Annotated in this window: 23 protein-coding genes; 11 read left to right on the forward strand and 12 right to left on the reverse strand. The window is 62.4% G+C overall.

All coding sequences use genetic code 11. The features are described from left to right. Window positions 1-64: 64 nt before the first annotated feature. Window positions 65-505 (reverse strand): heme-binding protein, encoded by a 441-nt coding sequence (locus E5221_RS19520; protein ID WP_013973539.1) that lies wholly within the window; start codon window positions 503-505, stop codon window positions 65-67. A gap of 257 nt (window positions 506-762) precedes the next feature. Here E5221_RS19520 and gcl point away from each other — a divergent pair, with 257 nt between their 5' ends. The 6 genes from gcl to E5221_RS19550 all read left to right on the forward strand — a co-directional run bounded on the left by gcl (window position 763) and on the right by E5221_RS19550 (window position 8,480). Then, window positions 763-2,538, forward strand: coding sequence for a glyoxylate carboligase (gene gcl, locus E5221_RS19525; RefSeq protein ID WP_015271168.1), 1,776 nt, complete (start codon window positions 763-765; stop codon window positions 2,536-2,538). 68 nt (window positions 2,539-2,606) lie between these two features. Beyond that, window positions 2,607-3,389, forward strand: coding sequence for a hydroxypyruvate isomerase (hyi, locus tag E5221_RS19530; RefSeq protein ID WP_003259508.1), 783 nt, complete (start codon window positions 2,607-2,609; stop codon window positions 3,387-3,389). Between the two features lie 180 nt (window positions 3,390-3,569). After that, entirely contained in the window at window positions 3,570-4,463 is an 894-nt protein-coding gene (locus E5221_RS19535; protein WP_003259509.1) for a 2-hydroxy-3-oxopropionate reductase, read from the forward strand. Window positions 4,464-4,705: 242 nt separating this feature from the next. Continuing rightward, complete coding sequence (locus E5221_RS19540) at window positions 4,706-5,980, forward strand: glycerate kinase (protein WP_039614445.1); 1,275 nt, start codon at window positions 4,706-4,708, stop codon at window positions 5,978-5,980. Further along, the gene (gene pyk / locus E5221_RS19545) at window positions 5,977-7,392 is read left to right on the forward strand and encodes a pyruvate kinase (protein ID WP_013973542.1); all 1,416 of its coding nucleotides are present in this window, start codon (window positions 5,977-5,979) and stop codon (window positions 7,390-7,392) included. Before E5221_RS19540 ends, pyk begins: the two co-directional genes overlap by 4 nt. Before the next feature lie 212 nt (window positions 7,393-7,604). Further along, window positions 7,605-8,480: an urea transporter gene (locus E5221_RS19550; RefSeq protein WP_054573079.1), complete on the forward strand. Its 876-nt coding sequence runs from the start codon at window positions 7,605-7,607 to the stop codon at window positions 8,478-8,480. Between the two features lie 7 nt (window positions 8,481-8,487). On the opposite strand, the gene E5221_RS19555 is transcribed toward E5221_RS19550, so the two are convergent. Next, on the reverse strand, window positions 8,488-9,315 hold the full coding sequence (locus tag E5221_RS19555; RefSeq protein ID WP_061304316.1) for an RHS repeat-associated core domain-containing protein: 828 nt from the start codon (window positions 9,313-9,315) through the stop codon (window positions 8,488-8,490). 158 nt (window positions 9,316-9,473) lie between these two features. Between E5221_RS19555 and E5221_RS19560 the strand changes: the two genes are divergently transcribed. Together E5221_RS19560 and E5221_RS19565 are read left to right on the forward strand one after the other, a co-directional pair. Continuing rightward, entirely contained in the window at window positions 9,474-10,295 is an 822-nt protein-coding gene (locus E5221_RS19560) for an ion transporter (protein WP_054573077.1), read from the forward strand. 216 nt (window positions 10,296-10,511) lie between these two features. Next, entirely contained in the window at window positions 10,512-11,513 is a 1,002-nt protein-coding gene (locus E5221_RS19565; protein ID WP_015271174.1) for a sulfate ABC transporter substrate-binding protein, read from the forward strand. 124 nt (window positions 11,514-11,637) lie between these two features. Here the strand turns inward: E5221_RS19565 and E5221_RS19570 are convergent, their stop codons facing one another. Then, on the reverse strand, window positions 11,638-12,564 hold the full coding sequence (locus E5221_RS19570) for a class I SAM-dependent methyltransferase (RefSeq protein ID WP_247847754.1): 927 nt from the start codon (window positions 12,562-12,564) through the stop codon (window positions 11,638-11,640). Window positions 12,565-12,712: 148 nt separating this feature from the next. After that, complete coding sequence (locus E5221_RS19575) at window positions 12,713-13,606, reverse strand: DMT family transporter (RefSeq protein ID WP_039614450.1); 894 nt, start codon at window positions 13,604-13,606, stop codon at window positions 12,713-12,715. A 134-nt stretch (window positions 13,607-13,740) separates the two neighbouring features. Here E5221_RS19575 and E5221_RS19580 point away from each other — a divergent pair, with 134 nt between their 5' ends. The 3 genes from E5221_RS19580 to E5221_RS19590 all read left to right on the forward strand — a co-directional run bounded on the left by E5221_RS19580 (window position 13,741) and on the right by E5221_RS19590 (window position 17,011). Continuing rightward, window positions 13,741-14,178, forward strand: coding sequence for an Lrp/AsnC family transcriptional regulator (locus tag E5221_RS19580; protein ID WP_003260363.1), 438 nt, complete (start codon window positions 13,741-13,743; stop codon window positions 14,176-14,178). A gap of 555 nt (window positions 14,179-14,733) precedes the next feature. After that, the gene (locus E5221_RS19585) at window positions 14,734-16,266 is read left to right on the forward strand and encodes an NCS1 family nucleobase:cation symporter-1 (RefSeq protein ID WP_039614451.1); all 1,533 of its coding nucleotides are present in this window, start codon (window positions 14,734-14,736) and stop codon (window positions 16,264-16,266) included. Between the two features lie 16 nt (window positions 16,267-16,282). Then, a complete protein-coding gene (locus E5221_RS19590; protein WP_123085408.1) occupies window positions 16,283-17,011 on the forward strand; it encodes an aspartate/glutamate racemase family protein in 729 nt (242 codons plus the stop codon). A 203-nt stretch (window positions 17,012-17,214) separates the two neighbouring features. Here E5221_RS19590 and E5221_RS19595 read toward each other — a convergent pair whose 3' ends face one another. The 8 genes from E5221_RS19595 to E5221_RS19630 form a co-directional block, all read right to left on the reverse strand. Further along, window positions 17,215-17,877, reverse strand: coding sequence for a histidine phosphatase family protein (locus E5221_RS19595; protein ID WP_247846281.1), 663 nt, complete (start codon window positions 17,875-17,877; stop codon window positions 17,215-17,217). Window positions 17,878-18,115: 238 nt separating this feature from the next. Further along, complete coding sequence (locus E5221_RS19600; protein WP_247846282.1) at window positions 18,116-18,622, reverse strand: hypothetical protein; 507 nt, start codon at window positions 18,620-18,622, stop codon at window positions 18,116-18,118. Between the two features lie 289 nt (window positions 18,623-18,911). Further along, window positions 18,912-19,250, reverse strand: a complete 339-nt coding sequence (locus E5221_RS19605) for an FKBP-type peptidyl-prolyl cis-trans isomerase (protein WP_003254365.1) — start codon at window positions 19,248-19,250, stop codon at window positions 18,912-18,914. Between the two features lie 112 nt (window positions 19,251-19,362). After that, entirely contained in the window at window positions 19,363-19,770 is a 408-nt protein-coding gene (locus E5221_RS19610; protein ID WP_039614455.1) for a GFA family protein, read from the reverse strand. A 174-nt stretch (window positions 19,771-19,944) separates the two neighbouring features. Then, the gene (locus E5221_RS19615; protein WP_247846283.1) at window positions 19,945-20,733 is read right to left on the reverse strand and encodes a PhzF family phenazine biosynthesis protein; all 789 of its coding nucleotides are present in this window, start codon (window positions 20,731-20,733) and stop codon (window positions 19,945-19,947) included. Window positions 20,734-20,783: 50 nt separating this feature from the next. Continuing rightward, window positions 20,784-21,722 carry a 2-hydroxyacid dehydrogenase gene (locus E5221_RS19620; protein WP_247846284.1) on the reverse strand — a complete coding sequence of 313 codons (939 nt, stop codon included), beginning with the start codon at window positions 21,720-21,722 and terminating at the stop codon, window positions 20,784-20,786. Window positions 21,723-21,776: 54 nt separating this feature from the next. Further along, window positions 21,777-21,944 (reverse strand): hypothetical protein, encoded by a 168-nt coding sequence (locus E5221_RS28825; protein WP_282189716.1) that lies wholly within the window; start codon window positions 21,942-21,944, stop codon window positions 21,777-21,779. A gap of 649 nt (window positions 21,945-22,593) precedes the next feature. Next, window positions 22,594-23,010 (reverse strand): hypothetical protein, encoded by a 417-nt coding sequence (locus E5221_RS19630; protein ID WP_013973557.1) that lies wholly within the window; start codon window positions 23,008-23,010, stop codon window positions 22,594-22,596. Between the last annotated feature and the right edge of the window lie 12 nt (window positions 23,011-23,022).

Genomic DNA, 23,022 nt, shown 5'->3' on the forward strand with positions numbered 1-23,022 from the left:
AAGCCTGTGATGATCCTGTGGGAGCGGGTTCACCCGCGAATTGGCCGGAACAGACAACAGAGAATTAGGCTGCTACACCCGCATCCGCCTTCAACCCCACCTCCTCGATCGCACTGATCGCGCACTGCTCGTCGATATCCGACGTATCCCCGCTGATCCCGACAGCACCCAGCACCTTGCCGTCCTGATCACGCACCAGCACACCACCCGGCGCCGGCACCACCGGTCGCTCGCCCAACCCGTTCAGCGCGGCAAAAAATGCCGGCCGCTGCTGCGCGTCCAGCGCCAGCAGGCGCGACCCCTTGCCCAGGGCAATAGCCCCCCAGGCCTTGCCGGTAGCCACCTCCGGCCGGATCAGGCTGGCGCCATCCTCGCGCTGCAGCGCCAGCAAGTGGCCGCCGGCATCCAGCACCGCCACGGTCAGTGGCGCGGCGTTGATCTTGCGGCCCGCCGCCAGCGCGGCATTCACCAGGCTGACCGCGACTTTCAGGTTCAAAGCGTTCATGGAAAGGTCCTCTTCTTGTTGTGAGAAGCCCTGAGGGCAGGTGAAAAACCGATAAGCCAATAGAACACAACTGAATGTTTTTTTGTATACAATAAATTGAAACGATCGTATGCGAGATTGCAAACACCCTTTTTCACGGGCGCTTGAACGAAAGCGACCTCGTCCGACGAAAACCCGTTGACCTGAGCGGCCAGCCGTGAATACACTCTGGCACAAAGCAAGTTGTATACAATTACAAAATCGATGAGGCACAAACCATGAGCAAAATGAGAGCAATCGATGCAGCCGTTCTGGTCATGCGCCGTGAAGGTGTAGATACCGCGTTCGGCATCCCGGGGGCTGCCATCAACCCGTTGTACTCGGCCCTGAAGAAAGTCGGTGGCATCGATCACGTCCTCGCTCGTCACGTCGAAGGCGCCTCGCACATGGCCGAGGGTTACACCCGTGCCAACCCAGGCAACATCGGCGTGTGCATCGGCACCTCCGGCCCAGCCGGCACCGACATGGTCACCGGCCTGTACAGTGCCTCCGCCGACTCCATCCCGATCCTCTGCATCACCGGCCAGGCCCCACGTGCCCGCCTGCACAAGGAAGACTTCCAGGCCGTCGACATCACCAACATCGTCAAGCCGGTCACCAAGTGGGCCACCACCGTTCTGGAGCCAGGCCAGGTGCCTTACGCCTTCCAGAAGGCCTTCTATGAAATGCGCACCGGCCGCCCAGGCCCGGTACTGATCGACCTGCCGTTCGACGTGCAGATGGCCGAAATCGAATTCGACATCGACGCCTACGAACCGCTGCCAGTGCACAAGCCGTCCGCTACCCGCGTACAGGCCGAAAAAGCCCTGGCCCTGCTCAATGACGCCGAACGCCCGCTGCTGGTAGCCGGTGGCGGCATCATCAACGCCGACGCCAGCGACAAGCTGGTCGAGTTCGCCGAACTGACCGGTGTACCAGTGATTCCAACCCTGATGGGCTGGGGCACCATCCCGGACGACCACGCACAGATGGTCGGCATGGTCGGCCTGCAGACTTCGCACCGCTATGGCAACGCCACCCTGCTGAAATCCGACCTGGTGTTCGGTATCGGTAACCGCTGGGCCAACCGCCACACCGGTTCCGTCGACGTCTACACCGAAGGCCGCAAGTTCGTGCACGTGGACATCGAGCCGACCCAGATCGGCCGCGTGTTCACCCCGGACCTGGGTATCGTTTCCGACGCTGGCAAGGCACTGGACGTGTTCCTCGAAGTGGCCCGCGAGTGGAAAGCCGCTGGCAAGCTGAAGTGCCGCAAGGCCTGGCTGGAAGACTGCCAGGAGCGCAAGGCCACCCTGCAGCGCAAGACCCACTTCGACAACGTGCCGGTCAAGCCGCAGCGCGTATACGAAGAAATGAACCAGGTATTCGGCAAGGACACCTGCTACGTCAGCACTATCGGCCTGTCGCAGATCGCCGGCGCGCAGTTCCTGCACGTGTACAAGCCACGCCACTGGATCAACTGCGGCCAGGCCGGCCCGCTGGGCTGGACCATCCCTGCCGCCCTCGGTGTGGTCAAGGCCGATCCGAAGCGCAAGGTGGTCGCGCTGTCGGGTGACTACGACTTCCAGTTCATGATCGAAGAGCTGGCGGTGGGCGCACAGTTCAATCTGCCGTACGTGCACGTGCTGGTGAACAACGCCTACCTGGGCCTGATCCGTCAGGCACAGCGTGGCTTCGATATGGATTACTGTGTACAACTGGCGTTCGAGAACATCAACTCGACCGACGCCGCCACCTACGGTGTCGACCATGTCGCCGTGGTCGAAGGCCTGGGCTGCAAGGCCATCCGTGTATTCGAGCCGGCCGAGATCGCCCCTGCCCTGCTCAAGGCACAGAAGATGGCCGAAGAGTTCCGCGTACCGGTGGTGGTCGAAGTGATTCTCGAACGTGTGACCAACATTTCCATGGGCACCGAGATCAACGCGGTCAACGAGTTCGAAGACCTGGCCCTGGTCGGCAACGACGCGCCAACCGCCATCTCGCTGCTGGACTGATCGCCTGACGCCCCCGTGCCGGCCCCTACCTGAGGGCGCCGGGGGCCTTCATCGCAAGGAGACACAACATGCCTCGCTTCGCTGCCAACCTGTCCATGCTGTTTACCGAACAGGACTTCCTGGCCCGCTTCAAGGCTGCCGCCGATGCTGGTTTCAGCGGCGTAGAGTACCTCTTCCCGTACGATTTCAGCGCTGCCGAGATCAAGCAGCAGCTGGACGCCAACGGCCTGACCCAGGTGCTGTTCAACCTGCCGGCGGGCGATTGGGCCAAGGGGGAGCGCGGTATCACCTGCCACCCTGACCGCGTCGAGGAATTCCGCGCCGGTGTCGACAAGGCCATCGAATACGCCAAGGTGCTGGGCAACACCCAGGTCAACGCCCTGGCCGGCATTCGCCCACAAGGCCCGGACTGCGCCACCGTGCGCAAGACCTTCGTGGAAAACCTGCGCTACGCCGCCGACAAGCTGAAAGCCGCCGGGATCCGCCTGGTCATGGAAATGATCAACACCCGCGACATCCCCGGCTTCTACCTGAACACCACCAAACAGGCCCTGGAAATCCAGGCCGAGGTTGGCAGCGACAACCTGTTCCTGCAGTACGACATCTACCACATGCAGATCATGGAAGGTGACCTGGCTCGCACCATGGAAGCCAACCTGAAACTGATCAACCACATCCAGCTGGCCGACAACCCCGGCCGCAACGAGCCAGGTACCGGCGAGATCAACTACCGCTTCCTGTTCGAACACCTGGACCGCATCGGCTACCAGGGCTGGGTGGGCGCGGAGTACAAGCCGCTGACCACCACCGAAGCGGGCCTGGGCTGGCTGAAGACCCATAACGCAATCTAAGGCTGATCGGGTCCCGTGACACATGCCTGACCCTGTGGGAGCGGGTTCACCCGCGAATGCGATGTTGGCTTCACTGCCGCTTTCGTGGGTAAACCCGCTCCCACAGAGTTTTGTGTCCAACAAGGGGGCCTGTGCAGCTTGCTCCATCGAGATTCAACAAATACAACGAGGTAATCTCTCATGGCTAAAATCGGTTTCATCGGCACCGGCATCATGGGCAAGCCCATGGCTCAGAACCTGCAGAAAGCAGGTCACAGCATCTTCATTTCCACCCACCACGACGCTGCCCCGGCCGACCTGATCGCCGCCGGTGCCGTGGCCCTGGCCAACCCGAAGGAAGTTGCCCAGGAAGCCGAGTTCATCATCGTCATGGTCCCCGACACCCCGCAGGTCGAGAGCGTCCTGTTCGGTGACAACGGCGTGGCCGAAGGCGTGGGCCCGAACAAGGTCGTGATCGACATGAGCTCGATCTCCCCTACCGCCACCAAAGCCTTCGCCGAGAAGATCAAGGCTACCGGCGCTGCCTACCTGGACGCCCCGGTGTCCGGCGGCGAAGTCGGTGCCAAGGCCGCGACCCTGAGCATCATGGTCGGTGGCTGCCCGAAAGCCTTCGAGCGCACCCTGCCGCTGTTCGAAGCCATGGGCAAGAACATCACCCGCGTCGGTGGCAATGGCGACGGCCAGACCGCCAAGGTGGCCAACCAGATCATCGTTGCCCTGAACATCCAGGCCGTTGCCGAAGCCCTGCTGTTCGCCGCCAAGAATGGTGCCGACCCGGCCAAGGTACGTGAAGCCCTGATGGGCGGCTTCGCCTCGTCGAAGATCCTCGAAGTGCACGCCGAGCGCATGATCAAGGGCACCTTCGACCCAGGTTTCCGCATCAACCTGCACCAGAAGGACCTGAACCTGGCCCTGCAAGGCGCCAAGGAACTGGGCATCAACCTGCCCAACACCTCCAATGCACAGCAAGTGTTCAACACCTGCCAGGCCCTGGGCGGCGGCAACTGGGACCACTCGGCGCTGATCAAAGGCCTGGAGCACATGGCCAACTTCTCGATCCGCGACGACAAGTAAGTAATTTTTAGCCTTCACCGGCCTCTTCGCGGGTGAACCCGCTCCCACAGGATTTACGCCGTCTTCAGCCTCTGTGAAGTCCCTGTGGGAGCGGGTTTACCCGCGAAGAAGCCAACACCGTTGAACCTGCGACCACAGGTTCAACGGTGGCACCGAGCAACACCCGCCCCTGGTTCGGCCTGCACGGAGGCAGTTCCAGGGGCGTTTTGATTCTGCAGAACAACAATAATTGGGAGCCTGCCATGTCGGTCGATCCGCAAAACCTTCTCCGCGAGCTGTTCGACACAGCCATCGCTGCCGCCCACCCCCGTCAAGTCCTCGAACCCTACCTGCCCGCCGACCGCAGCGGCCGGGTCATAGTCATCGGTGCAGGCAAGGCCGCAGCCGCCATGGCCGAAGTGGTCGAGAAGTGCTGGCAGGGCGAAGTCTCCGGGCTTGTTGTCACACGGTACGGTCACGGTGCCAACTGCCAGAAGATCGAGGTGGTCGAAGCCGCCCACCCGGTCCCCGATGCCGCCGGCCTGGCCGTGGCAAAACGCGTGTTGGAACTGGTCAGCAACCTCAGTGAAGACGACCGCGTCATCTTCCTGCTGTCCGGCGGTGGCTCAGCGCTGCTGGCCCTGCCCGCCGAAGGCCTGACCCTGGCCGACAAGCAGCAGATCAACAAGGCGCTGCTGAAATCCGGCGCCACCATCGGCGAGATGAACTGCGTGCGCAAGCACCTCTCGGCGATCAAGGGCGGCCGCCTGGCCAAGGCCTGCTGGCCGGCCACGGTGTATACCTATGCCATTTCCGATGTCCCGGGCGACCTCGCCACGGTGATCGCCTCCGGTCCTACCGTGGCCGACCCGAGCACCTCGGCCGACGCCCTGGCCATCCTCAAGCGCTATAACATCGAAGCACCCAAGGCGGTTATCGACTGGCTCAACAACCCAGCCTCGGAAACCGTCAAGGCCGACGACCCGGCCCTGGCCCGCAGCCACTTCCAGCTGATCGCCAAGCCCCAGCAGTCGCTCGAAGCCGCCGCGGTCAAAGCCCGCCAGGCCGGGTTCAGCCCGCTGATCCTCGGCGACCTGGAAGGCGAATCACGCGAAGTGGCCAAGGTGCACGCCGGTATCGCCCGGCAGATCGTCCAGCACGGCCAGCCACTGAAGGCACCCTGCGTGATCCTGTCCGGCGGCGAAACCACCGTGACCGTGCGCGGCAATGGCCGTGGCGGGCGCAACGCCGAATTCCTGCTCAGCCTCACCGAAAGCCTGAAAGGCCTGCCGGGCGTGTACGCCCTGGCCGGTGACACCGACGGTATCGATGGCTCGGAAGAAAACGCCGGCGCCTTCATGACCCCGGCCAGCTACGCCCGTGCCGAAGCCCTGGGCCTGTCGGCCAGCGACGAGCTGGACAACAACAACGGCTACGGCTATTTCGCCGCCCTGGATGCGCTGATCGTCACCGAGCCGACCCGCACCAACGTCAACGACTTCCGCGCCATCCTGATCCTCGAGACTGCCCAATCATGACGCCTGATAAAAAAGTAAAGATCCTCGCCACCCTCGGCCCTGCGATCAAAGGCATCGACGACATCCGCCAACTGGTAGAAGCCGGGGTGAATATCTTCCGCCTCAACTTCAGCCACGGCGAGCACGCCGACCACGCCCTGCGCTACCAGTGGATCCGCGAAGTCGAGCAGCAACTGAACTACCCACTGGGTATCCTCATGGACCTGCAGGGGCCGAAGCTGCGCGTCGGCCGCTTTGCCGACGGCAAGGTGCAGCTGCAACGCGGCCAGGCCCTGCGCCTGGACCTGGACAACACCCCGGGCGACAGCCGCCGGGTCAACCTGCCGCACCCCGAGATCATCGCCGCCCTCGAGCCGGGCATGGACCTGCTGCTGGACGACGGCAAGCTGCGCCTGCGCGTCACCGCCAAGCACAGCGACGCCATCGACACCGAAGTGCTGGCCGGTGGAGAGCTGTCCGATCGCAAGGGTGTCAACGTGCCGCAAGCGGTGCTCGACCTCTCCCCGCTCACCGAGAAAGACCGCCGCGACCTGGCCTTCGGCCTGGAGCTGGGCGTGGACTGGGTGGCCCTGTCGTTCGTACAGCGCCCCGAAGACATCACCGAAGCACGCCAGCTGATCGGTGACCGTGCCTACCTGATGGCGAAGATCGAAAAGCCATCGGCAGTCGAACAGCTGCAAGCCATCGCGGAGCTTGCGGATGCGATCATGGTGGCCCGTGGCGACCTGGGCGTGGAAGTGCCGGCCGAAAGCGTGCCGCAAATCCAGAAACGCATCATCGGCACCTGCCGCCAACTGGGCAAACCGGTGGTGGTGGCCACCCAGATGCTCGAATCCATGCGCTTCTCGCCAGCGCCGACCCGCGCCGAAGTCACCGACGTGGCCAACGCCGTGGCCGAAGGTGCCGATGCGGTGATGCTGTCGGCCGAGACTGCCTCGGGTGAGTACCCGCTGGAAGCCGTGCAGATGATGAGCAAGATCATCCGCCAGGTGGAGAACGGCCCGGACTACCAGGCCCAGCTCGACGTTGGCCGGCCGAAGGCCGAGGCCACCGTATCGGACGCCATCAGCTGCGCCATCCGCCGTATCAGCGGCATTCTGCCGGTGGCGGTGCTGGTCAACTACAGCGAGTCGGGCGCCTCGACCCTGCGCGCGGCACGCGAGCGGCCACGGGCACCGATCCTCAACCTCACCCCGAACCTGGCCACCGCGCGTCGCCTGAGCGTGGCGTGGGGCGTGCACTCGGTAGTCAACGACCGCCTGCGCCAGGTGGACGAGGTTGTATCCACCGCACTGGAGATTGCCCAGGCACAAGGCATGGCCAGCCGTGGCGACACGCTACTGATCACCGCCGGTGTGCCTTTCGGCAAACCAGGGTCGACTAACACGCTGCGGATCGAGACCTTGATCTGAGATTTCGGGGGCGCCTTGCGCCCCATTCGCAGCACAAGGCTGCTCCTACAAAGGGACCGCGAAAACCTCCCGCTGCGCGGTCCCTTTGTAGGAGCAGCCTTGTGCTGCGAATGGAGGGCAAAGCCCTCCTCGTACACAGAAACACCACAACTGCGGAAAACCCGAGGCCCAAAGAGGCCCACCGCGCCCCATCAACCTCACTGACTGCCCCGATGTACACCAAAAATTTCGTCAACCCGTGCCCTGACTGGGCCACGGCGTTACTCAACGGCTTCAGCCAGGTGCTGCTGCTGCGCAACCCCCTGTGCGGCCTGTGCTGCCTGCTGGCCATCCTGCTGACCGCCCCCGGCCTGGTCGGTGGCGCCCTGCTCGGCGCCCTGGCCGGCCTGCTCACCGCCCAGGCTCGTGGCTACGACCGTGCCGACCGCCAGGCAGGCCTGTACAGCTACAACGGCGTACTGATCGGCATCCTGATCAGCGCCGTGCTGCCCTGGTCGGTCATCCTGCCGCCACTGATCATCGCCGCTGGCGGCCTGTCCAGCATCATCACCCACCAGTGGCGCAAGCGTGGCGGCAAGCTGCTGATCGCCTACACCGCACCCTTCGTGCTGCTGGGCTGGGCCGTATTGCTGATCGCCAGCCCCTCGCCCAGCGGCTTCGTCGAAGCCGACCCGCTGTACGCGTTGGCGCGCGGCGTGGGCCAGATCTTCCTGCTCGACCAGCCCCTGGCCGGTCTGCTGATCGTCATCGGCATATTCATCGCAAACCCTTATGCCGCAATGTGGGCGGTGATCGGCTCGGCCATCGGCGGCGGCGTGGCACTGTTCGCCGACCAGGCGCAAGCCGCCTGGCTGGGCCTGTATGGCTTCAACGCTGCACTGGCAGCACTGGCGTTCAGCAGGCAAGAAGAGCGGCCGTGGGTAACAGTGTTGGCGATCGTGATGGCAATCGCTGTGCAAAGGACTACCGCGAGCCTGGATCTGCCTCTGCTGACAGCCCCTTTCGTCGTCGCCTGCTGGATCCTTGGCGTCGCCCTGGCTCGGTTGAAACGACATCAATCGCATCAAGACCTGACGCAACGTAGCTGAAGATTACTTAGCTCTCCTGCGAACCTCTGGTCCGCGCCACTTCAGCGACCGGATCTGTGGCGTAAAAGTTGCTGCGCCGATGCAGGCCGGGATTGGCCATTCCCCCGGGTTGGGCGCTCGCTGCTCCTGGGAACAGGGCGTCGACGTAGGTGTCAACGTCGAACCGGGTTAATGTAAAACCAGCCCTAGTGAGCCCGTCGACTGCTTCCTGGGGAACAGTCGACTGCGGAATATACAACTCGCCAGACCGATAAAAAGACTCGGAGCTCATGTAGGACTCGAACGCCGAACGCTCGGTGCGTCGTGCTCCGAGGATCTTCTTACCTGCCCCCATGAACTCGAAGTGTTCAAAATTGCCGTCCTTCAGCCGATACACGGAACGTCGCTGCTTGAGACTCTCGAGTCGACCCAGCGGTTTAAGATAGCCCCGTAGCTGCGGCTTCGGCAGGTCGAACTTAATCAACAGTTTGGTAAGGCCAGTCCTGGCACGGCCAGAAGGGTCGTGAAAATTAACGGGATCGCCAGAACAGTACACATAGCCATTGATTCCGCCCGCAGCGAATGGGCTCAGGCTGTCAGGGCTCAGGAACCGCATGATGGCCGGGATATACAACCTGAGCCCGTTGCCCAGGAAGTAACCCTGTACTACTGGGTCGAACCACTGCCCCACGAACCGCAGTGCGCCGACAGCCTGCTGCGAGGAAAGCTGTCCATAGGGCAGAAAAGACCATTCCCCTTGGCGCGAGCCTCGCTCGGCGACGATACTACCAACCTCATCAACCTGCAGCAGAGTTGTCTTGCCCGGACTCAGCAGCGAAAGCGGGACATCGGACATAGTGTTCGCTCCATACTCGATCGATTTTGCGCCCAATGATGCCCACTGGCGTAACTGAGGAAAACTATCAGTTCTATCAGGTCTGCCATGTGCCCCCACTCCCGTTACTTACCAAGACCCTCTAGGCTTGGCATTTTTTACCCGCGGAACCCGAGCCCATGTCCACCCCACAATCCCTGCGTGAACGCCTCTACATAATGGTCTTCCAGACCGACACCGTAGCCGGCCGGCGCTTCGACAAGATCCTCCTGCTGATCATCCTGGCCAGCCTGGTTACCGTCATCCTCGACAGCATCGACGAAGTGCACCAGGGTTACGCCGGCCTGCTGGCGGGTGTCGAGTGGGGCTTTACCGCGATCTTCCTGGCCGAGTACCTCACCCGCCTGTACTGCTCGCCCAAGCCTTTGCGCTACGCATTCAGCTTTTATGGCCTGGTCGATCTGCTGGCGATCGTGCCGGGGATCATCGCGCTGTACTACAGCGACGCCCAGTACCTGCTGATCATCCGCGTGATACGGATGCTGCGGATCTTCCGTGTGCTCAAGCTCAGCCCGTACCTCAAGCAGGCCCATTACCTGATGGAGGCGCTGCGCGGCAGCAAGCAGAAGATCATCGTGTTCCTGGTGACGGTATCGACCCTGGTGACGGTGTTCGGCACCTTGATGTATGTGATCGAAGGGCCTGAGCATGGCTTTACCAGCATTCCCAAGGGTATCTACTGGGCCATCGTTACCCTGACCACGGTAGGCTTTGGCGACATCGTGCCGAAGACCCCGCTGGGGCAGGTGCTGTCGTCGCTGGTGATGATTACCGGTTATTCGATCATTGCCGTGCCGACCGGGATCTTTACCGCCGAGCTGGCCAATGCCATGCGCGGGGAGCAGCTGCAGCATGATTGCCCGACTTGCAGCAAGAAAAGCCATGAGCATGGCGCGGCGTTCTGTTCGCGGTGCGGGAATGTGCTGTTTCCCAAACAATGATTCCGCCTGTTCCGGCCCTGTCGCCGGCAAGCCCGCCCGCACAGGATCACCACAGGCCCGAACCCTGCGCTGTCTCTGTAGGAGCGGGTTTACCCGCGAAAGGGCCGGCACAGGCAGAAGCATAACCAAAGTGTTTTTTGTTCTTTAACCCCCACAAACCCACCCGCTATAGTCGCAGGCAAACTGCCAACACCTTCTCGATAACAAGGAAGCAACGTGAAAAAACTCTTCACCGCCTCGCTGCTCGCCGCAGGCCTTGCCCTGGGCAATTTCGCCCAGGCTGCCCCCACCCTGCTCAACGTTTCCTACGACGTGATGCGCGACTTCTACAAGGACTACAACCCGGCCTTCCAGAAGCACTGGGAAGCCGAGCACAACGAGAAGGTCAACGTGCAGATGTCCTTCGGCGGCTCGAGCAAGCAGGCGCGAGCGGTGATCGATGGCCTGCCGGCCGATGTCATCACCATGAACATGGCCACCGACATCAATGCCCTGGCCGACAACGGCAAGCTGGTGCCGGACAACTGGGTAACCCGCCTGCCGAACAACAGCGCGCCGTTCACCTCGGCCACTGTGTTCATCGTGCGCAAGGGTAACCCCAAGGCGCTGAAAGACTGGCCCGACCTGCTCAAGGATGGCGTACAGGTGATCGTACCCAACCCCAAGACCTCGGGTAACGGCCGCTACACCTACCTGTCGGCCTGGGGCTATGTGCTCAAGCAAGGCGGTGATGAAAACAAGGCCAAGGACTTTGTCGGCAAGCTGTTCAAGCAGGCGCCGGTATTGGACACCGGTGGCCGCGCCGCCACCACCACCTTCATGACCAACCAGATCGGCGACGTGCTGGTGACCTTCGAGAACGAAGCCGAGATGATCGCCCGCGAGTTCGGCCGCGACCAGTTCGAAGTGGTCTACCCGAGCGTGTCGGCCGAAGCCGAGCCGCCGGTCAGCGTGGTCGACAAGGTGGTGGCGAAGAAAGGCACCCAGGCAGCGGCCGAGGAATACCTGAAGTACCTGTGGTCGCCAGCCGCACAGGAAATCGCCGCACAGAACTACCTGCGCCCGCGTGATGCGACGGTACTGGCCAAGTACACCGACCGCTTCCCGAAAGTGGACTTCCTGTCGGTGGAGAAGACCTTTGGTGACTGGCGCACCGTGCAGAAGACCCACTTCAATGATGGTGGGGTGTTTGACCAGATCTACACCAACAATCAGTAATTGATGCATGCAGGTCCGGCCCTATCGCCGGCAAGCCAGCTCCCACAGGGACTCCACAGTACTCAAGACCTGTGCAGTACCTGTGGGAGCTGGCTTGCCGGCGATAGGGCCGGTACAGGCAACATCAGACCTGGCGGAATACCAGGGCCTTCAAGCCCCCCGCCGGGTCCACGTCAGGAAACTCCGGCGGGTTCTCCAGCCGCTCGACAAATGCCAGCGACGGCGCCTGCTCCGCCATCCCCTCGATCAGAAACTCTGGCCCGATGCCCGGGTCGTTCACGCATGCCAGCACCGTCCCGCCCTCGCTCAACAACTCCGGCAAGCGCCGCAGAATCTTCGCGTAATCCTGGGTCAGCACAAAACTGCCGCGCTGGAAGGTCGGTGGGTCGATGATGATCAGGTCGTAAGGCCCGTACTTGCGCACCTTGCCCCACGACTTGAACAGCTCGTGCCCCAGGTAGGCCACCCGCGACGCATCGTGGCCATTGAGGCGGTGGTTGTCGCGGCCCCGGGACAACGCCGACTTGGCCATGTCCAGGTTAACCACCTGCTGGGCGCCACCGGCAATCGCCGCCACCGAGAAACCGCAGGTGTAGGCAAACAGGTTCAGCACGCGCTTGCCCGCCGCCTGCTCGCGAACCCAGCGCCGACCATAGCGCATGTCGAGGAACAGGCCATTGTTCTGCCGCACGCCCAGGTCCAGCAGGTAGGTCAGCCCATCCTCGACCACCTCGCGCTGCTGGCACGGTTCGCCCAGCAGCCACTGGCCGGGGCTGTCGGGCAGGTAGCGATGCTGGAGAAGGATGGCTTGACCAGTCCACTGCGGGCGCTCGGCGATTGTGCGCAGCATGGCCTCCAGTTCGGCCAGCTGGCCTTCCGCCGGCTCGCGGAACAGAGCGACCGACAGCACGCCTTGCAGCCAGTCGACTGTGACCTGCTCCAGGCCCGCCCAGCAGCGGCCGCGGCCGTGGAACAGGCGGCGGGTTTCCTGCGGGGCAGGGTCGAGGGCGGCGAGCAGGTGTTGCTCCAGGGTCTGGATCGGCGAAGTCATCATGGGTCGCAAGCTGGCAAAAGCGGCATTCTACCTTGCGGGCCCTTTCGCGGGTAAACCCGCTCCCACAGGTGCTGCACACGGTTCGGGCCTGTGATGATCCTGTGGGAGCGGGTTTACCCGCGAAAGGGCCCGCAAGACCATCTCTTTACTCGGCCACAACCCGCGCTGGCCGGAACCACCACCCCTGCTGCATCCCCGCCGCCGCCAGCAGGATCAACGCCACCCCCAGCCACTGCAACGGTGCCAGCCGGTGCCCGAACGCCACCCAGTCCACCAGAATCGCCGCAATCGGGTAGATGAACGACAGTGCCCCGGTCAGCGCCGTGGGCAAGCGCTGGATGGCGCTGTACAGCAACACATACATCAACCCGGTGTGCACCATGCCCAAGGTCACCAGGCTGGCCAGCGCCGGCACTTCACCCGGCAACCCGCCAAGCTTGACCCACGGCGCCAGCAACAGCACACCCGTAGCCACCTGGATCAGCGCGATCAGGTGCGGTGGCGTGCCACTCAGGCGCTTGATGATCAACGCCGCGATGGCATACAGGAAGGCCGCCCCCAGCGCCAGCGCAATGCCCAACAAATAGTCCTCACCGCCACCCTGCCCCGCGCCATGGGCACTGACAATGGCCAGCATGCCGAGGAACGCCACGCTCAGCCAGGTAACCTTGGCCAGGGTGATCTTCTCGCCCAGGAACACCGCCGCCAGCCCCACCAACATGAACGGCTGTACGTTGTACACCGCCGTGCCGATGGCAATCGACGCCCGCGAGTAGGAGGCGAACAGCAACACCCAGTTGCCGACAATGGCCACACCGCTGGCAATCGCCAGCAGGAACGCCGTGCGGCTGATCACGCCCGGCCGCAGGAAGCCGAACCCAGCGCAAATCGCCAGCAAGGTCACGGCACCGAACACGCAGCGCCAGAACACCACCTCGAGCACCGGCTGGCCTGACACCAGCACGAACCAACCGATGGTCCCGGAAATCAGCATGGCGGCAACCATTTCCAGCGAGCCACGACGCAATGAACTGTCCATCTCAAACCTCCTGTTGACGATGGCAACAGTATGCAAAGGTTGTCGGCGAGCCTTCCAGCGCATAACGAAGGAAGATTGGCCAGTTTGCCTTTACTATCAAGGCAAATAACGCGAATAACCTGATTGAGGTGACCATGACCGATGCCATCGACCAACTGCTGATCAACGCGCTGATGGAAGACTCGCGCCGCTCGCTCAAGGCCCTGGCGCAGATCAGCGGGCTGTCTTCACCCAGCGTCAGCGAACGCCTGCGTCGCCTGGAGGAACGCGGCGTGTTGCGCGGTTACACCGTAGAGGTCGACCCACGCGCCTTTGGCTACCAACTGCAGGCCATCGTGCGCATCCGCCCGCTACCCGGGAAGCTGCAGGAGGTGGAACGGCAGATCATCGCCATTCCCGAATTCACCGAGTGCGACAAGGTAATTGGCGAAGACTGCTTCATTGCCCGCCTGCATGTTCGCTCGATGGAGCAACTGGACACCCTGCTCGACCGCCTCTATACGGTGGCCGAAACCAATACGGCGATCATCAAGAAGACACCGGTCAAGCGGCGGTTGCCGCCGATGGATTGAATCTGCCTGTGCGGGCCTCTTCGCGGGTAAACCCGCTCCCACAGGATTTCGACCGACCTGAATGCTACGGGGTACTTGTGTGCGGGTTTACCCGCGAAGAGGCCAGCACAGGAAAAAGTTGACCAATTTTTGTACACAAGAATGTCACCTTAAGTGCCGTTTTTGTGTGCACTTTTCAAGATTGCGCCCCAATAGGTTACACACTTCCCACAAATTATTCTGACCAAACGATCAACAAAATTACCTTCGGGAAATTTAAATCTGTTCATTTGGTCAACTTATACTCTCTTCATTTCATGAACTTACAACTCAACAAGGTAAGTTCAAAATGATGGCCAACTGAAGTTTGCTTTTTCCTTGGCATGGAACTCGCTTTTGTGTGTTCGTGTTTTGTATACAAACCAAGCAAAACATAAATACACAAGAACCCGCGACGCCGACTCAACATCGGCCGCCGCGCCCCAAACCCTGAGATGCCAACGCTGCACCGACGAGATGGCGAGCCCGTGCGCATGCCCGCTCATCGCAGTCCACGTGCATCAGGAGCCCGCCGGAATGAGTACCAGCTTCGACCTTGCCCCTGAACTATCCGTCGCCAGCACCCACCCCGCGTCCACTCTCGCCGGCAGCCAGCCGGAACTCGCCCTGAGCCCGCGCCTGCATAACCGCGACCTCGCGCCGACGCGCATCGAAGGTCGCCGCTGGGGCGGCTACAGCATCTTTGCGCTGTGGACCAATGATGTGCACAACATCGCCAACTACTCGTTCGCCATGGGCTTGTTCGCCCTCGGCCTGGGTGGCTGGCAGATCCTGCTGTCGCTGGCCATCGGCGCGGCGCTGGTGTACTTCTTCATGAACCTGTCCGGCTACATGGGGCAGAAGACCGGCGTACCATTCCCGGTCATCAGCCGCATCGCCTTCGGCATCCATGGTGCGCAGATTCCGGCGTTGATTCGTGCGGTCATCGCCATCGCCTGGTTCGGCATCCAGACCTACCTGGCTTCGGTGGTGCTGCGCGTGCTGCTCACCGCTGTATGGCCGCAGATGGCAGCCTATGACCATGACAGCATCCTCGGCCTGTCGAGCCTGGGCTGGGTGTGCTTCGTGTCGATCTGGCTGGTACAGCTGGTGATCCTGGCCTATGGCATGGAGATGGTGCGCCGCTACGAGGCCTTTGCCGGCCCGGTGATCCTGCTGACCGTCGCCGCCCTGGCGGTGTTCATGTACTTCAAGGCCGACGCCCGCATCGCCTGGTCGGTTGCCGAACCGCTGACCGGCTATGAGATGTGGCGCAACATATTTGCCGGCGGCGCGCTGTGGCTGGCGATCTACGGCACCCTGGTGCTGAACTTCTGTGACTTCGCCCGCTCCTCGCCATGCCGCAAGACCATCCGCGTCGGCAACTTCTGGGGCCTGCCGGTGAACATCCTGGTGTTCGCCGTGATCACCGTGGTGCTGTGCGGCGCGCAGTTCCAGATCAACGGCCAGATCATCGACAGCCCGACCCAGATCGTCGCGGCCATCCCAAGTACAGCGTTCCTGGTACTGGGCTGCCTGGCCTTCCTGATCGTGACGGTGGCGGTGAACATCATGGCCAACTTCGTCGCCCCGGCCTTCGTCCTCAGCAACCTGGCACCGCGTCACCTGAACTTCCGCCGCGCCGGGCTGATCAGCGCCACCCTGGCGGTGCTGATCCTGCCGTGGAACCTGTACAACAGCCCACTGGTGATCGTGTATTTCCTGTCCGGCCTGGGTGCCCTGCTCGGCCCGCTGTACGGGGTGATCATGTCCGACTACTGGTTGCTGCGCAAAGGCTGCATCAACGTGCCGCAGCTGTACAGCGAAGACCCGGCTGGCGCCTACCACTACACCAAGGGCATCAACCTGCGCGCCGTGGCCGCCTTCGTGCCGGCCGCCCTGCTGGCCATCGTCCTGGCCCTGGTGCCCAACTTCCATGGCGTGGCGCCATTCTCCTGGCTGATCGGTGCCGGCATCGCCGCCGCACTTTACCTGCTGATCGCCCCACGCAAACACCAATACCAGGACGTCAGCGGCGAATGCATCGCCGTGGACCACAGCAGCCATTGACCAGGGAGGACTACCCATGCGCATTCTGATCGCCAACGTCAACACCACCGAAGCCATCACCGAAGCCATTGCCGAACAGGCCCGTGCGGTGGCAGCGCCCGGCACGGAAATCATCGGCCTCACCCCATGGTTCGGTGCCGAGTCGGTGGAGGGCAACTTCGAAAGCTACCTGGCCGCCATCGCTGTGATGGACCGGGTGCTGGCCTACGAAGGCCCTTATGATGCCGTGATACAGGCGGGTTACGGCGAACATGGCCGCGAAGGCTTGCAGGAACTGCTGAACGTACCGGTGGTGGACATCACCGATGCAGCCGCCAGCACGGCGATGTACCTGGGCCATGCCTACTCGGTGGTGACCACCCTGGACCGCACCGTGCCGCTGATCGAAGACCGCCTGAAGCTCTCCGGCCTGTATGACCGCTGCGCATCTGTACGCGCCAGCGGGCTGGCAGTGCTGGAGCTGGAAGCCGACCCGCAGCGCGCGGTAGAGGCGATTGTCGAGCAGGCAGAACGCGCCGTGCGTGACGACAAGGCCGAGGTGATCTGCCTGGGTTGCGGCGGCATGGCCGGGCTGGACGAGCAGATCCGCCAGCGCACCGGCGTGCCGGTGGTCGATGGCGTGAGCGCGGCGGTAACCATGGCCGAATCGCTGGTGCGCATGGGCTTGAGTACCTCCAAGGTCCGTACCTTTGCCACGCCACGGGTGAAGAAAGTGGTGGGTTGGCCAATGCGGTTCGGGCGTTAGGAGTCTTTCGCCTGTCCTGGCCTCTTCGCGGGTAAACCCGCTCCCACAGGGACCGCATTGCTCTCAAGGCCTGCGCAGTACTTGTGGGAGCGGGTTTACCCGCGAAGAGGCCGGTCCTGTCGAAGCATCATTCTGGTCAACCGCTGTGTACACAACTTCATCGTTACTCTGTACAGGCTTCCCGGCAGAACAGTACCAGCGGATCAGGTCGGGCAGCTATGCGCACCATCATTCAAGCCTTGACGCACGTTGCGGCTGAGCAGGCTGGCCTTGCCGTCGTGCCAGGTCAGGGTCAGGACGTAGAGGGTGTCGAAGTCGTCGCCGCTCCAGTGCTCGGTGATCACCCGCTCCTCACCGAGGGCCTTGCCAGCCACGGCATTGATCAGGTCAGGGAGGTAGCCATGCGACCAGGCGGTGTACACGGTCGCGTTACGGTACTTGTCGCGCAGCAGCTCTTCGGCCAGCGCGTCGGTGTCGTTGGCGCCATAGTCGATGTTTACCGGCAGGCCCAGGCGAATGGCGCTGGGGCTGATGGTCATCAGCGGGCGAATGTAGCTGTAGCTTTGGTCCTTGCTGCCTTCCTCGACATGCCGCGAGGGGTTGGCAGCGAACACGTAGTCGGCCTTGCCAAAGCGCTCGGGGAGCAGGGTAGCCAGGTCCAGCGCACGGTTGAGGCCCTGGCAGTTCAACTGGCCCAGCCCCTCGCCCGGCTTCTCGGCGTGGCGCAGGAACACAAGGGTCTGGGTGCCATCCACCGGTTGCGCCCGGCTTTCGACTGCTTCCAGCGCCAGCGGTACGGCTATGGCTGTAAGCGTCAGGCTCAGCAACCAGTGACGACGACGGCGGAAGAATGTTGGCAACTTCATCAAAACAGGCCCATGTGGCAGAAAGAATCGGGTAGACCCGCCACATCACCCCGCCAACAGCACCGCGGGGCATCCTTGTAGTGAATGCCGTCCTTGGCAACGAGTGAGGGTGAGAGTGCCCTGAACCCGTTTGGTTCCTCCCTGGAGGTGGATGCCGTTCCCTAGGCAAGGCTTAGATTAGAGGATGGGTGTTGCTGAAATGTGTCCGTTCGTTACTCGTTGCTCTCGCTGATTACCGTTACGGTGGCCCAGCTGCTTGTTCCATAGAGACAGTGTCGAGAATGGTTACATCAAATACCTGCTCGATAACCTGCTTGGGGCCTTGATTCAGGCTCCAGGTGAAGAACACCAGAAAGCCCAGCAAGAACACGAAGAGAATCGAGCCCACGAGACTTTGTGCCACACCCGACCAAAATCCTGGCTTGGCCTGCCTGACTTCGCTGCTTGCTTTATCGGAATAGTACTGTTCAAGCTCCACTGCTTGCGCCGCGATCGAGGCATCAAGAAAGCCTTGAGCAAGCTGGCTGGCCTGATTGCGGTAGCTCTCGATCTGCGAGGGGCTGTTGCTGACATCATGGAAAGGGGCCAAGTCTTCATCCTTCGGCTCCCGGTCATGCTTTATCTTGAAAGCCTGGATAAACTCGATTTTCTGCCTCTTGTACAACGAATAGGCAATGATACCGAGTGTATCTTGCTCATTCTCCACAAGAACCGAGTATATGTGGTTGTAACAGCCATCGGCCATATGGCTCTTACCCTTTGCGCAGGCGAGAATACGCAGCCGCGAATGCTGCCTTCAGTTCCGAACGGGTTTTTCGGGAGTTGGTAACCACACTCGCGAGTTCGCGTGGTAACGAGATCTCCATTCGCGCGCCAGATGCCACCAACAGCGCGTTCGCTTCGCGTACCACCCGTGAGGAAAAATGCGATTTCATGGATAGGCTACCCTCTTCACGCAATGAGTCTGCAAGGTTAGCCGTACCCGGGAGGCTCCTCAATCAGACACTGGCCGACAGCGCGTGTAGTCCTTTTCCTCAATCATCCCGTGTCAGCACTTCCAGCAATTCGATCTCGAAGGTCAAATCCGAATTCGGCGGAATCGCCCCCACGCTGCGTTCGCCATAGCCCAGGTGCGCCGGTACCAGCAACTTGCGCTTGCCGCCAACGCGCATACCCATCAGGCCTTGATCCCACCCCTTGATTACCCGACCCGTGCCGATCACGCACTGGAACGGCTTGCCGCGCGACCAGGACGAATCGAACTCGCTGCCGTCGGCCAGCCAGCCGGTGTACTGGGTGGTGATCAGGGCGCCTTTGACGGCGGCTTTGCCATCCCCCTCCACAAGGTCGATGATCTGCAGTTCTTGGCTCACGGGGCATACTCCAACGCTGGAAACAAAGCCGCCCTTTTCTCAGGAATGCACCGGTTTGGCAAGTTCGCGTGGCGTTTCGTGCTGGCGCATCGATCACAGCACGCCGCCTGAATCAGCCGAGCTGCTCGAAGGCTTCCTGGCCAGTCAGTTCCTTGGTCTGGTTGGCGAAGCAATACCAGGCGGGTTTCTGTTCTACGAAGATCTGCAAGTCGAAATGCCATTCCTGGTCGCCGTCGAGCAGGCCGACCGGCACGGCGTGGAAGTCATTGGCCTTGAGCCGGTAGTACAGGTGCGTGCCGCACTGGCCGCAGAAGCCGCGCTGGGCCCAATCGGAAGACTCATAGACGCTGGGTGCGCGCCCTTCGATCACCGGTGGCTGGCTGCAATGCACCACCAGCAATGGGCCGCCGGTCCATTTGCGGCACATGCTGCAGTGGCAGGCGCTTATATGGGTATTGTCGACGGTGACCTTGAGCCGGGTGGCGCCGCACAGGCAGGTGCCGTGTTTTTCCAGGGCCATGGCTGGCTCCTTGAGCGGAAGATGGGCCAGCAAGTATAGATACCTGTACCGGCCTCATCGCCGGCAAGCCGGCTCCCACCCCGACCGCGCCGTTCTCAGGCCAGTGCAGTACCTGTGGGAGCTGGCTTGCCGGCGAGGAGGCCGGCACAGGCAGCACAAGACAGTTGCCCAAGGTCAGATGTACACCGTACCGCGCAGGTACAACGCCGCCCGCCCGCTGATGATCACCCGGCCGTTATCCGGTACTTCGCACTGCAGCTGCCCTTTGCGCACCCCACCCTGCTCGCAGCTCAGCACGTTCCTACCCAGACGCTCTGCCCATATCGGCGCCAGCGAGGTGTGCGCCGAGCCAGTCACCGGGTCTTCGTTCACGCCAACCCTCGGGCCGAACCAGCGGGTGACGAAATCAAAGCCACGGCCTGCCGCGGTAACGGCGATACCGCGCACATCGAAGGCCGACAGCGCAACGAAATCCGGCTTCAGGGTGTCGAGCAACAGTGCGTCATCGATCACCACCACATAGTCATCACTGCGGTACAGCGCCTGTGCCTGGCCCAGGCCCAGCGCCTGCAACAGGCCCGGCAGCATGTCCACTGCGACCGGATGCTTGGCCGGGAAGTCCATGGCCAGCAGCCCGTCAGCGTTGCGGCTTACCCGCAGCTCGCCACTGCGGGTGTTGAAACGCAGCACCTGCACCTGCTCGCCCAGCTGTTCGAACAGCACATAGGCCGAGGCCAGGGTGGCATGGCCGCACAGGTCGACTTCCACGGTCGGGGTGAACCAGCGCAGGTCGAAGGTTTCGCCGTTGCGCACGAAGTAGGCGGTTTCCGAGAGGTTGTTCTCTTCGGCAATGCGCTGCAGCACGTCGTCCGGCAGCCAGCTTTGCAGTGGGATCACTGCCGCCGGGTTGCCCCCGAACGGCTCGGCGGAAAACGCATCGACCTGGAAGATTTCAAGTTGCATGCACACACTCCTTGTTGCCCGATCGCTGCCAGGCAGATGTATGAAAAGGGTTACTGGCGTACCGGAGTCAACACGGCTTCGCCGACAAAGAACGCCTGCAGGTTGCGCAGCACCAGGGTCACCGTGTCGCGCGCCGCCTCCGGCGACTGGCCAGCCACGTGGGGGGTGAGCACGGTGTTGCCAAGGGCCTTGAGGGCATCGGGTACAGCCGGCTCGTCGTCGAACACATCCAGTGCCGCACCAGCCAGCTGGCCATGCTGCAGCGCGGCCACCAGGGCCTGGGTGTCGACCACGCTGGCTCGGGCGATATTCACCAGGTAGCCCTCGGCCCCCAGGGCCTCGAGCACCTGTGCATCGACCAGGTGACGAGTGTTGGCTCCCCCGGGGGTTGCCACCACCAGGATGTCGACGGCGTCGGCCAGGTGCTGCGGGCTGTCGTACCAGGTGTAGGGCACATCCTGGCGCGGCGTGCGGCTGTGGTAGCTGACGGGCATGGCGAAGCCCAGATGGGCGCGCCTGGCGATGGCCAGGCCCACCGCACCAAGGCCGAGAATGCCAAGGCGCTTGCCACTCACCGAGGGGCTGATCACCCGGTTCCATTCGCCCCGGCGGGTACTGGCATCGGCGCGGGGAATGTCGCGCAACAGCGCCAGCAGCAGGGCGAGGGTGTGGTCGGCGACCGCTTCGGCATTGGCCCCGGCGCCGTTGGTGACAGTGATGCCGCGCGCAGCGGCCGCGGCCAGATCGACCTGTTCGTAGCCGGCACCGATCACGCAGATGATCTGCAGTTTGGACAGCGTGTCGATTTCGCTGGCAGTCAGGCCCAGCGGGCCGCGGGTGAGCACGGCATCGATTTCATGGCCATGGCGCTGGATGGCCTCGGCCCGCAGTTGCGGCGAAGGGGCACGGATCAAACGGTAGCCGGCCTGCTCCAGCATGGGCAGGTAATCATCGACGGTTTCCACCAGCACCAGGACTGTCTTGTGCATGCCACCTCCGGGTCAGTTCGAGGCGACATTATGCGGAGTCACCGGCCAGTACAGTCAACCGAAATAAAGAGGTGAAACTGCACTGTTCTGCTTAGCTCTGCTCTTGCTCTTGCTCTTGCTCTTGCTCTTGCTCTTGCTCTTGCTCTTGATCTTGATCTTGATCTTGATCTTCGCGACTTCAGGAGGCCGAGCAGAGGTCTTGCGAAGGGAGGTGACGGGCATGGATGCCCGTCAAGCGCTGAGGCCCCATGGATGGGGCCTGCAGCGCGTCCTCCCGGGAGCAAGACCGGCGCGAGGGAACCCCGGAGCGCAGCGCAGGGGCCGGATGATGGGAGCGCAGCGTTTTTTGGTTACTTTTTGCCGCGTTTGGCAAAAAGTGACTCGCCGTAAGGGCGAAAAGGTGAGTAAGCGTCGCCATCGTAAATGGACTATGCGCGAGATCAAGACCGGTACTTTTCCGCTCTTCGCTCTTCGCTCTTCGCTCTTCGCTTTCAAGCGTGGGCATCAACAACAAGGTCAACATTCATTTTCGAAGGTGGCGCTTATTCACCTTTCCGCCCTTACGGCGGGTCACTTTTTGTCAAACGCGACAAAAAGTAACCAAAAAACGCTGGCTCCTATCATCCGGCCCCTACGCTGCGCTCCGGGGTTCCCTCGCTACGGGCCTGCTCCCGGGAGTACGCGCTGCAGGCCCCATCCATGGGGCCTCAGCGCTTGACGGGCATCCATGCCCGTCACCTCCCTCCGCAGTCCCTTCGCTCGGCCTCCTGAAGTCGCAATCTGCGGCGCCTGGACTACCGCGCGCTTAAAAGCAAAAGCAACGGCAACGGCAACGGCAACGGCAACGGCAACGGCAACGGCAACGTTGCAATTATTGGGCGAACGCACGCCCCAGACCACCCGGCACACCGCTGCTGTCAGTCTCCTGCCACGGTCCATCCGGGCTCAGCGACCAGCTCCAGCCGTTGTTGAAGCGGTAGTAGGTCCGCTGGCGGTAGAAGGTATTGGGTTTCTTCTCCAGCACATACACACCCAGCTTAGGGTCCCAATGGCTCGCCCCGCCAGGTGGCGGCGCGAAGCTGGCCGAGGTGCGAGGCATCGGCTTGGGCGTGGCCGCAGGCTTGCTCGGCGCGGGGGCCGGCTGTCTGTCCGGCAAGGGCTTGACCGCCGGCCCCGGCGGCGGCAGGCGCTCGATCGGTGGTTCGGGCTGCTCGTACGGCTCATGCACCGTACACGCAGACAAACCCAGGGCCAGGGTGATCAGGGTCAGGCGGACGATGCTGTGCATGGCATTGCTCTC

This window comes from Pseudomonas sp. A2 (assembly GCF_023100865.1).
GTDB classification, from domain to species: Bacteria; Pseudomonadota; Gammaproteobacteria; order Pseudomonadales; family Pseudomonadaceae; genus Aquipseudomonas; species Aquipseudomonas asiatica.

What these genes read in the sequence shown, in the direction of transcription:
- E5221_RS19520 (WP_013973539.1), bottom strand. Translation starts at nt 505, where the DNA reads ATGAACGCTTTGAACCTGAAAGTCGCGGTCAGCCTGGTGAATGCCGCG.
- gcl (WP_015271168.1), top strand. Translation starts at nt 763, where the DNA reads ATGAGCAAAATGAGAGCAATCGATGCAGCCGTTCTGGTCATGCGCCGT.
- hyi (WP_003259508.1), top strand. Translation starts at nt 2,607, where the DNA reads ATGCCTCGCTTCGCTGCCAACCTGTCCATGCTGTTTACCGAACAGGAC.
- E5221_RS19535 (WP_003259509.1), top strand. Translation starts at nt 3,570, where the DNA reads ATGGCTAAAATCGGTTTCATCGGCACCGGCATCATGGGCAAGCCCATG.
- E5221_RS19540 (WP_039614445.1), top strand. Translation starts at nt 4,706, where the DNA reads ATGTCGGTCGATCCGCAAAACCTTCTCCGCGAGCTGTTCGACACAGCC.
- pyk (WP_013973542.1), top strand. Translation starts at nt 5,977, where the DNA reads ATGACGCCTGATAAAAAAGTAAAGATCCTCGCCACCCTCGGCCCTGCG.
- E5221_RS19550 (WP_054573079.1), top strand. Translation starts at nt 7,605, where the DNA reads ATGTACACCAAAAATTTCGTCAACCCGTGCCCTGACTGGGCCACGGCG.
- E5221_RS19555 (WP_061304316.1), bottom strand. Translation starts at nt 9,315, where the DNA reads ATGTCCGATGTCCCGCTTTCGCTGCTGAGTCCGGGCAAGACAACTCTG.
- E5221_RS19560 (WP_054573077.1), top strand. Translation starts at nt 9,474, where the DNA reads ATGTCCACCCCACAATCCCTGCGTGAACGCCTCTACATAATGGTCTTC.
- E5221_RS19570 (WP_247847754.1), bottom strand. Translation starts at nt 12,564, where the DNA reads ATGACTTCGCCGATCCAGACCCTGGAGCAACACCTGCTCGCCGCCCTC.
- E5221_RS19575 (WP_039614450.1), bottom strand. Translation starts at nt 13,606, where the DNA reads ATGGACAGTTCATTGCGTCGTGGCTCGCTGGAAATGGTTGCCGCCATG.
- E5221_RS19580 (WP_003260363.1), top strand. Translation starts at nt 13,741, where the DNA reads ATGACCGATGCCATCGACCAACTGCTGATCAACGCGCTGATGGAAGAC.
- E5221_RS19585 (WP_039614451.1), top strand. Translation starts at nt 14,734, where the DNA reads ATGAGTACCAGCTTCGACCTTGCCCCTGAACTATCCGTCGCCAGCACC.
- E5221_RS19590 (WP_123085408.1), top strand. Translation starts at nt 16,283, where the DNA reads ATGCGCATTCTGATCGCCAACGTCAACACCACCGAAGCCATCACCGAA.
- E5221_RS19595 (WP_247846281.1), bottom strand. Translation starts at nt 17,877, where the DNA reads ATGAAGTTGCCAACATTCTTCCGCCGTCGTCGTCACTGGTTGCTGAGC.
- E5221_RS19600 (WP_247846282.1), bottom strand. Translation starts at nt 18,622, where the DNA reads ATGGCCGATGGCTGTTACAACCACATATACTCGGTTCTTGTGGAGAAT.
- E5221_RS19610 (WP_039614455.1), bottom strand. Translation starts at nt 19,770, where the DNA reads ATGGCCCTGGAAAAACACGGCACCTGCCTGTGCGGCGCCACCCGGCTC.
- E5221_RS19615 (WP_247846283.1), bottom strand. Translation starts at nt 20,733, where the DNA reads ATGCAACTTGAAATCTTCCAGGTCGATGCGTTTTCCGCCGAGCCGTTC.
- E5221_RS19620 (WP_247846284.1), bottom strand. Translation starts at nt 21,722, where the DNA reads ATGCACAAGACAGTCCTGGTGCTGGTGGAAACCGTCGATGATTACCTG.
- E5221_RS28825 (WP_282189716.1), bottom strand. Translation starts at nt 21,944, where the DNA reads ATGCCCGTCACCTCCCTTCGCAAGACCTCTGCTCGGCCTCCTGAAGTC.
- E5221_RS19630 (WP_013973557.1), bottom strand. Translation starts at nt 23,010, where the DNA reads ATGCACAGCATCGTCCGCCTGACCCTGATCACCCTGGCCCTGGGTTTG.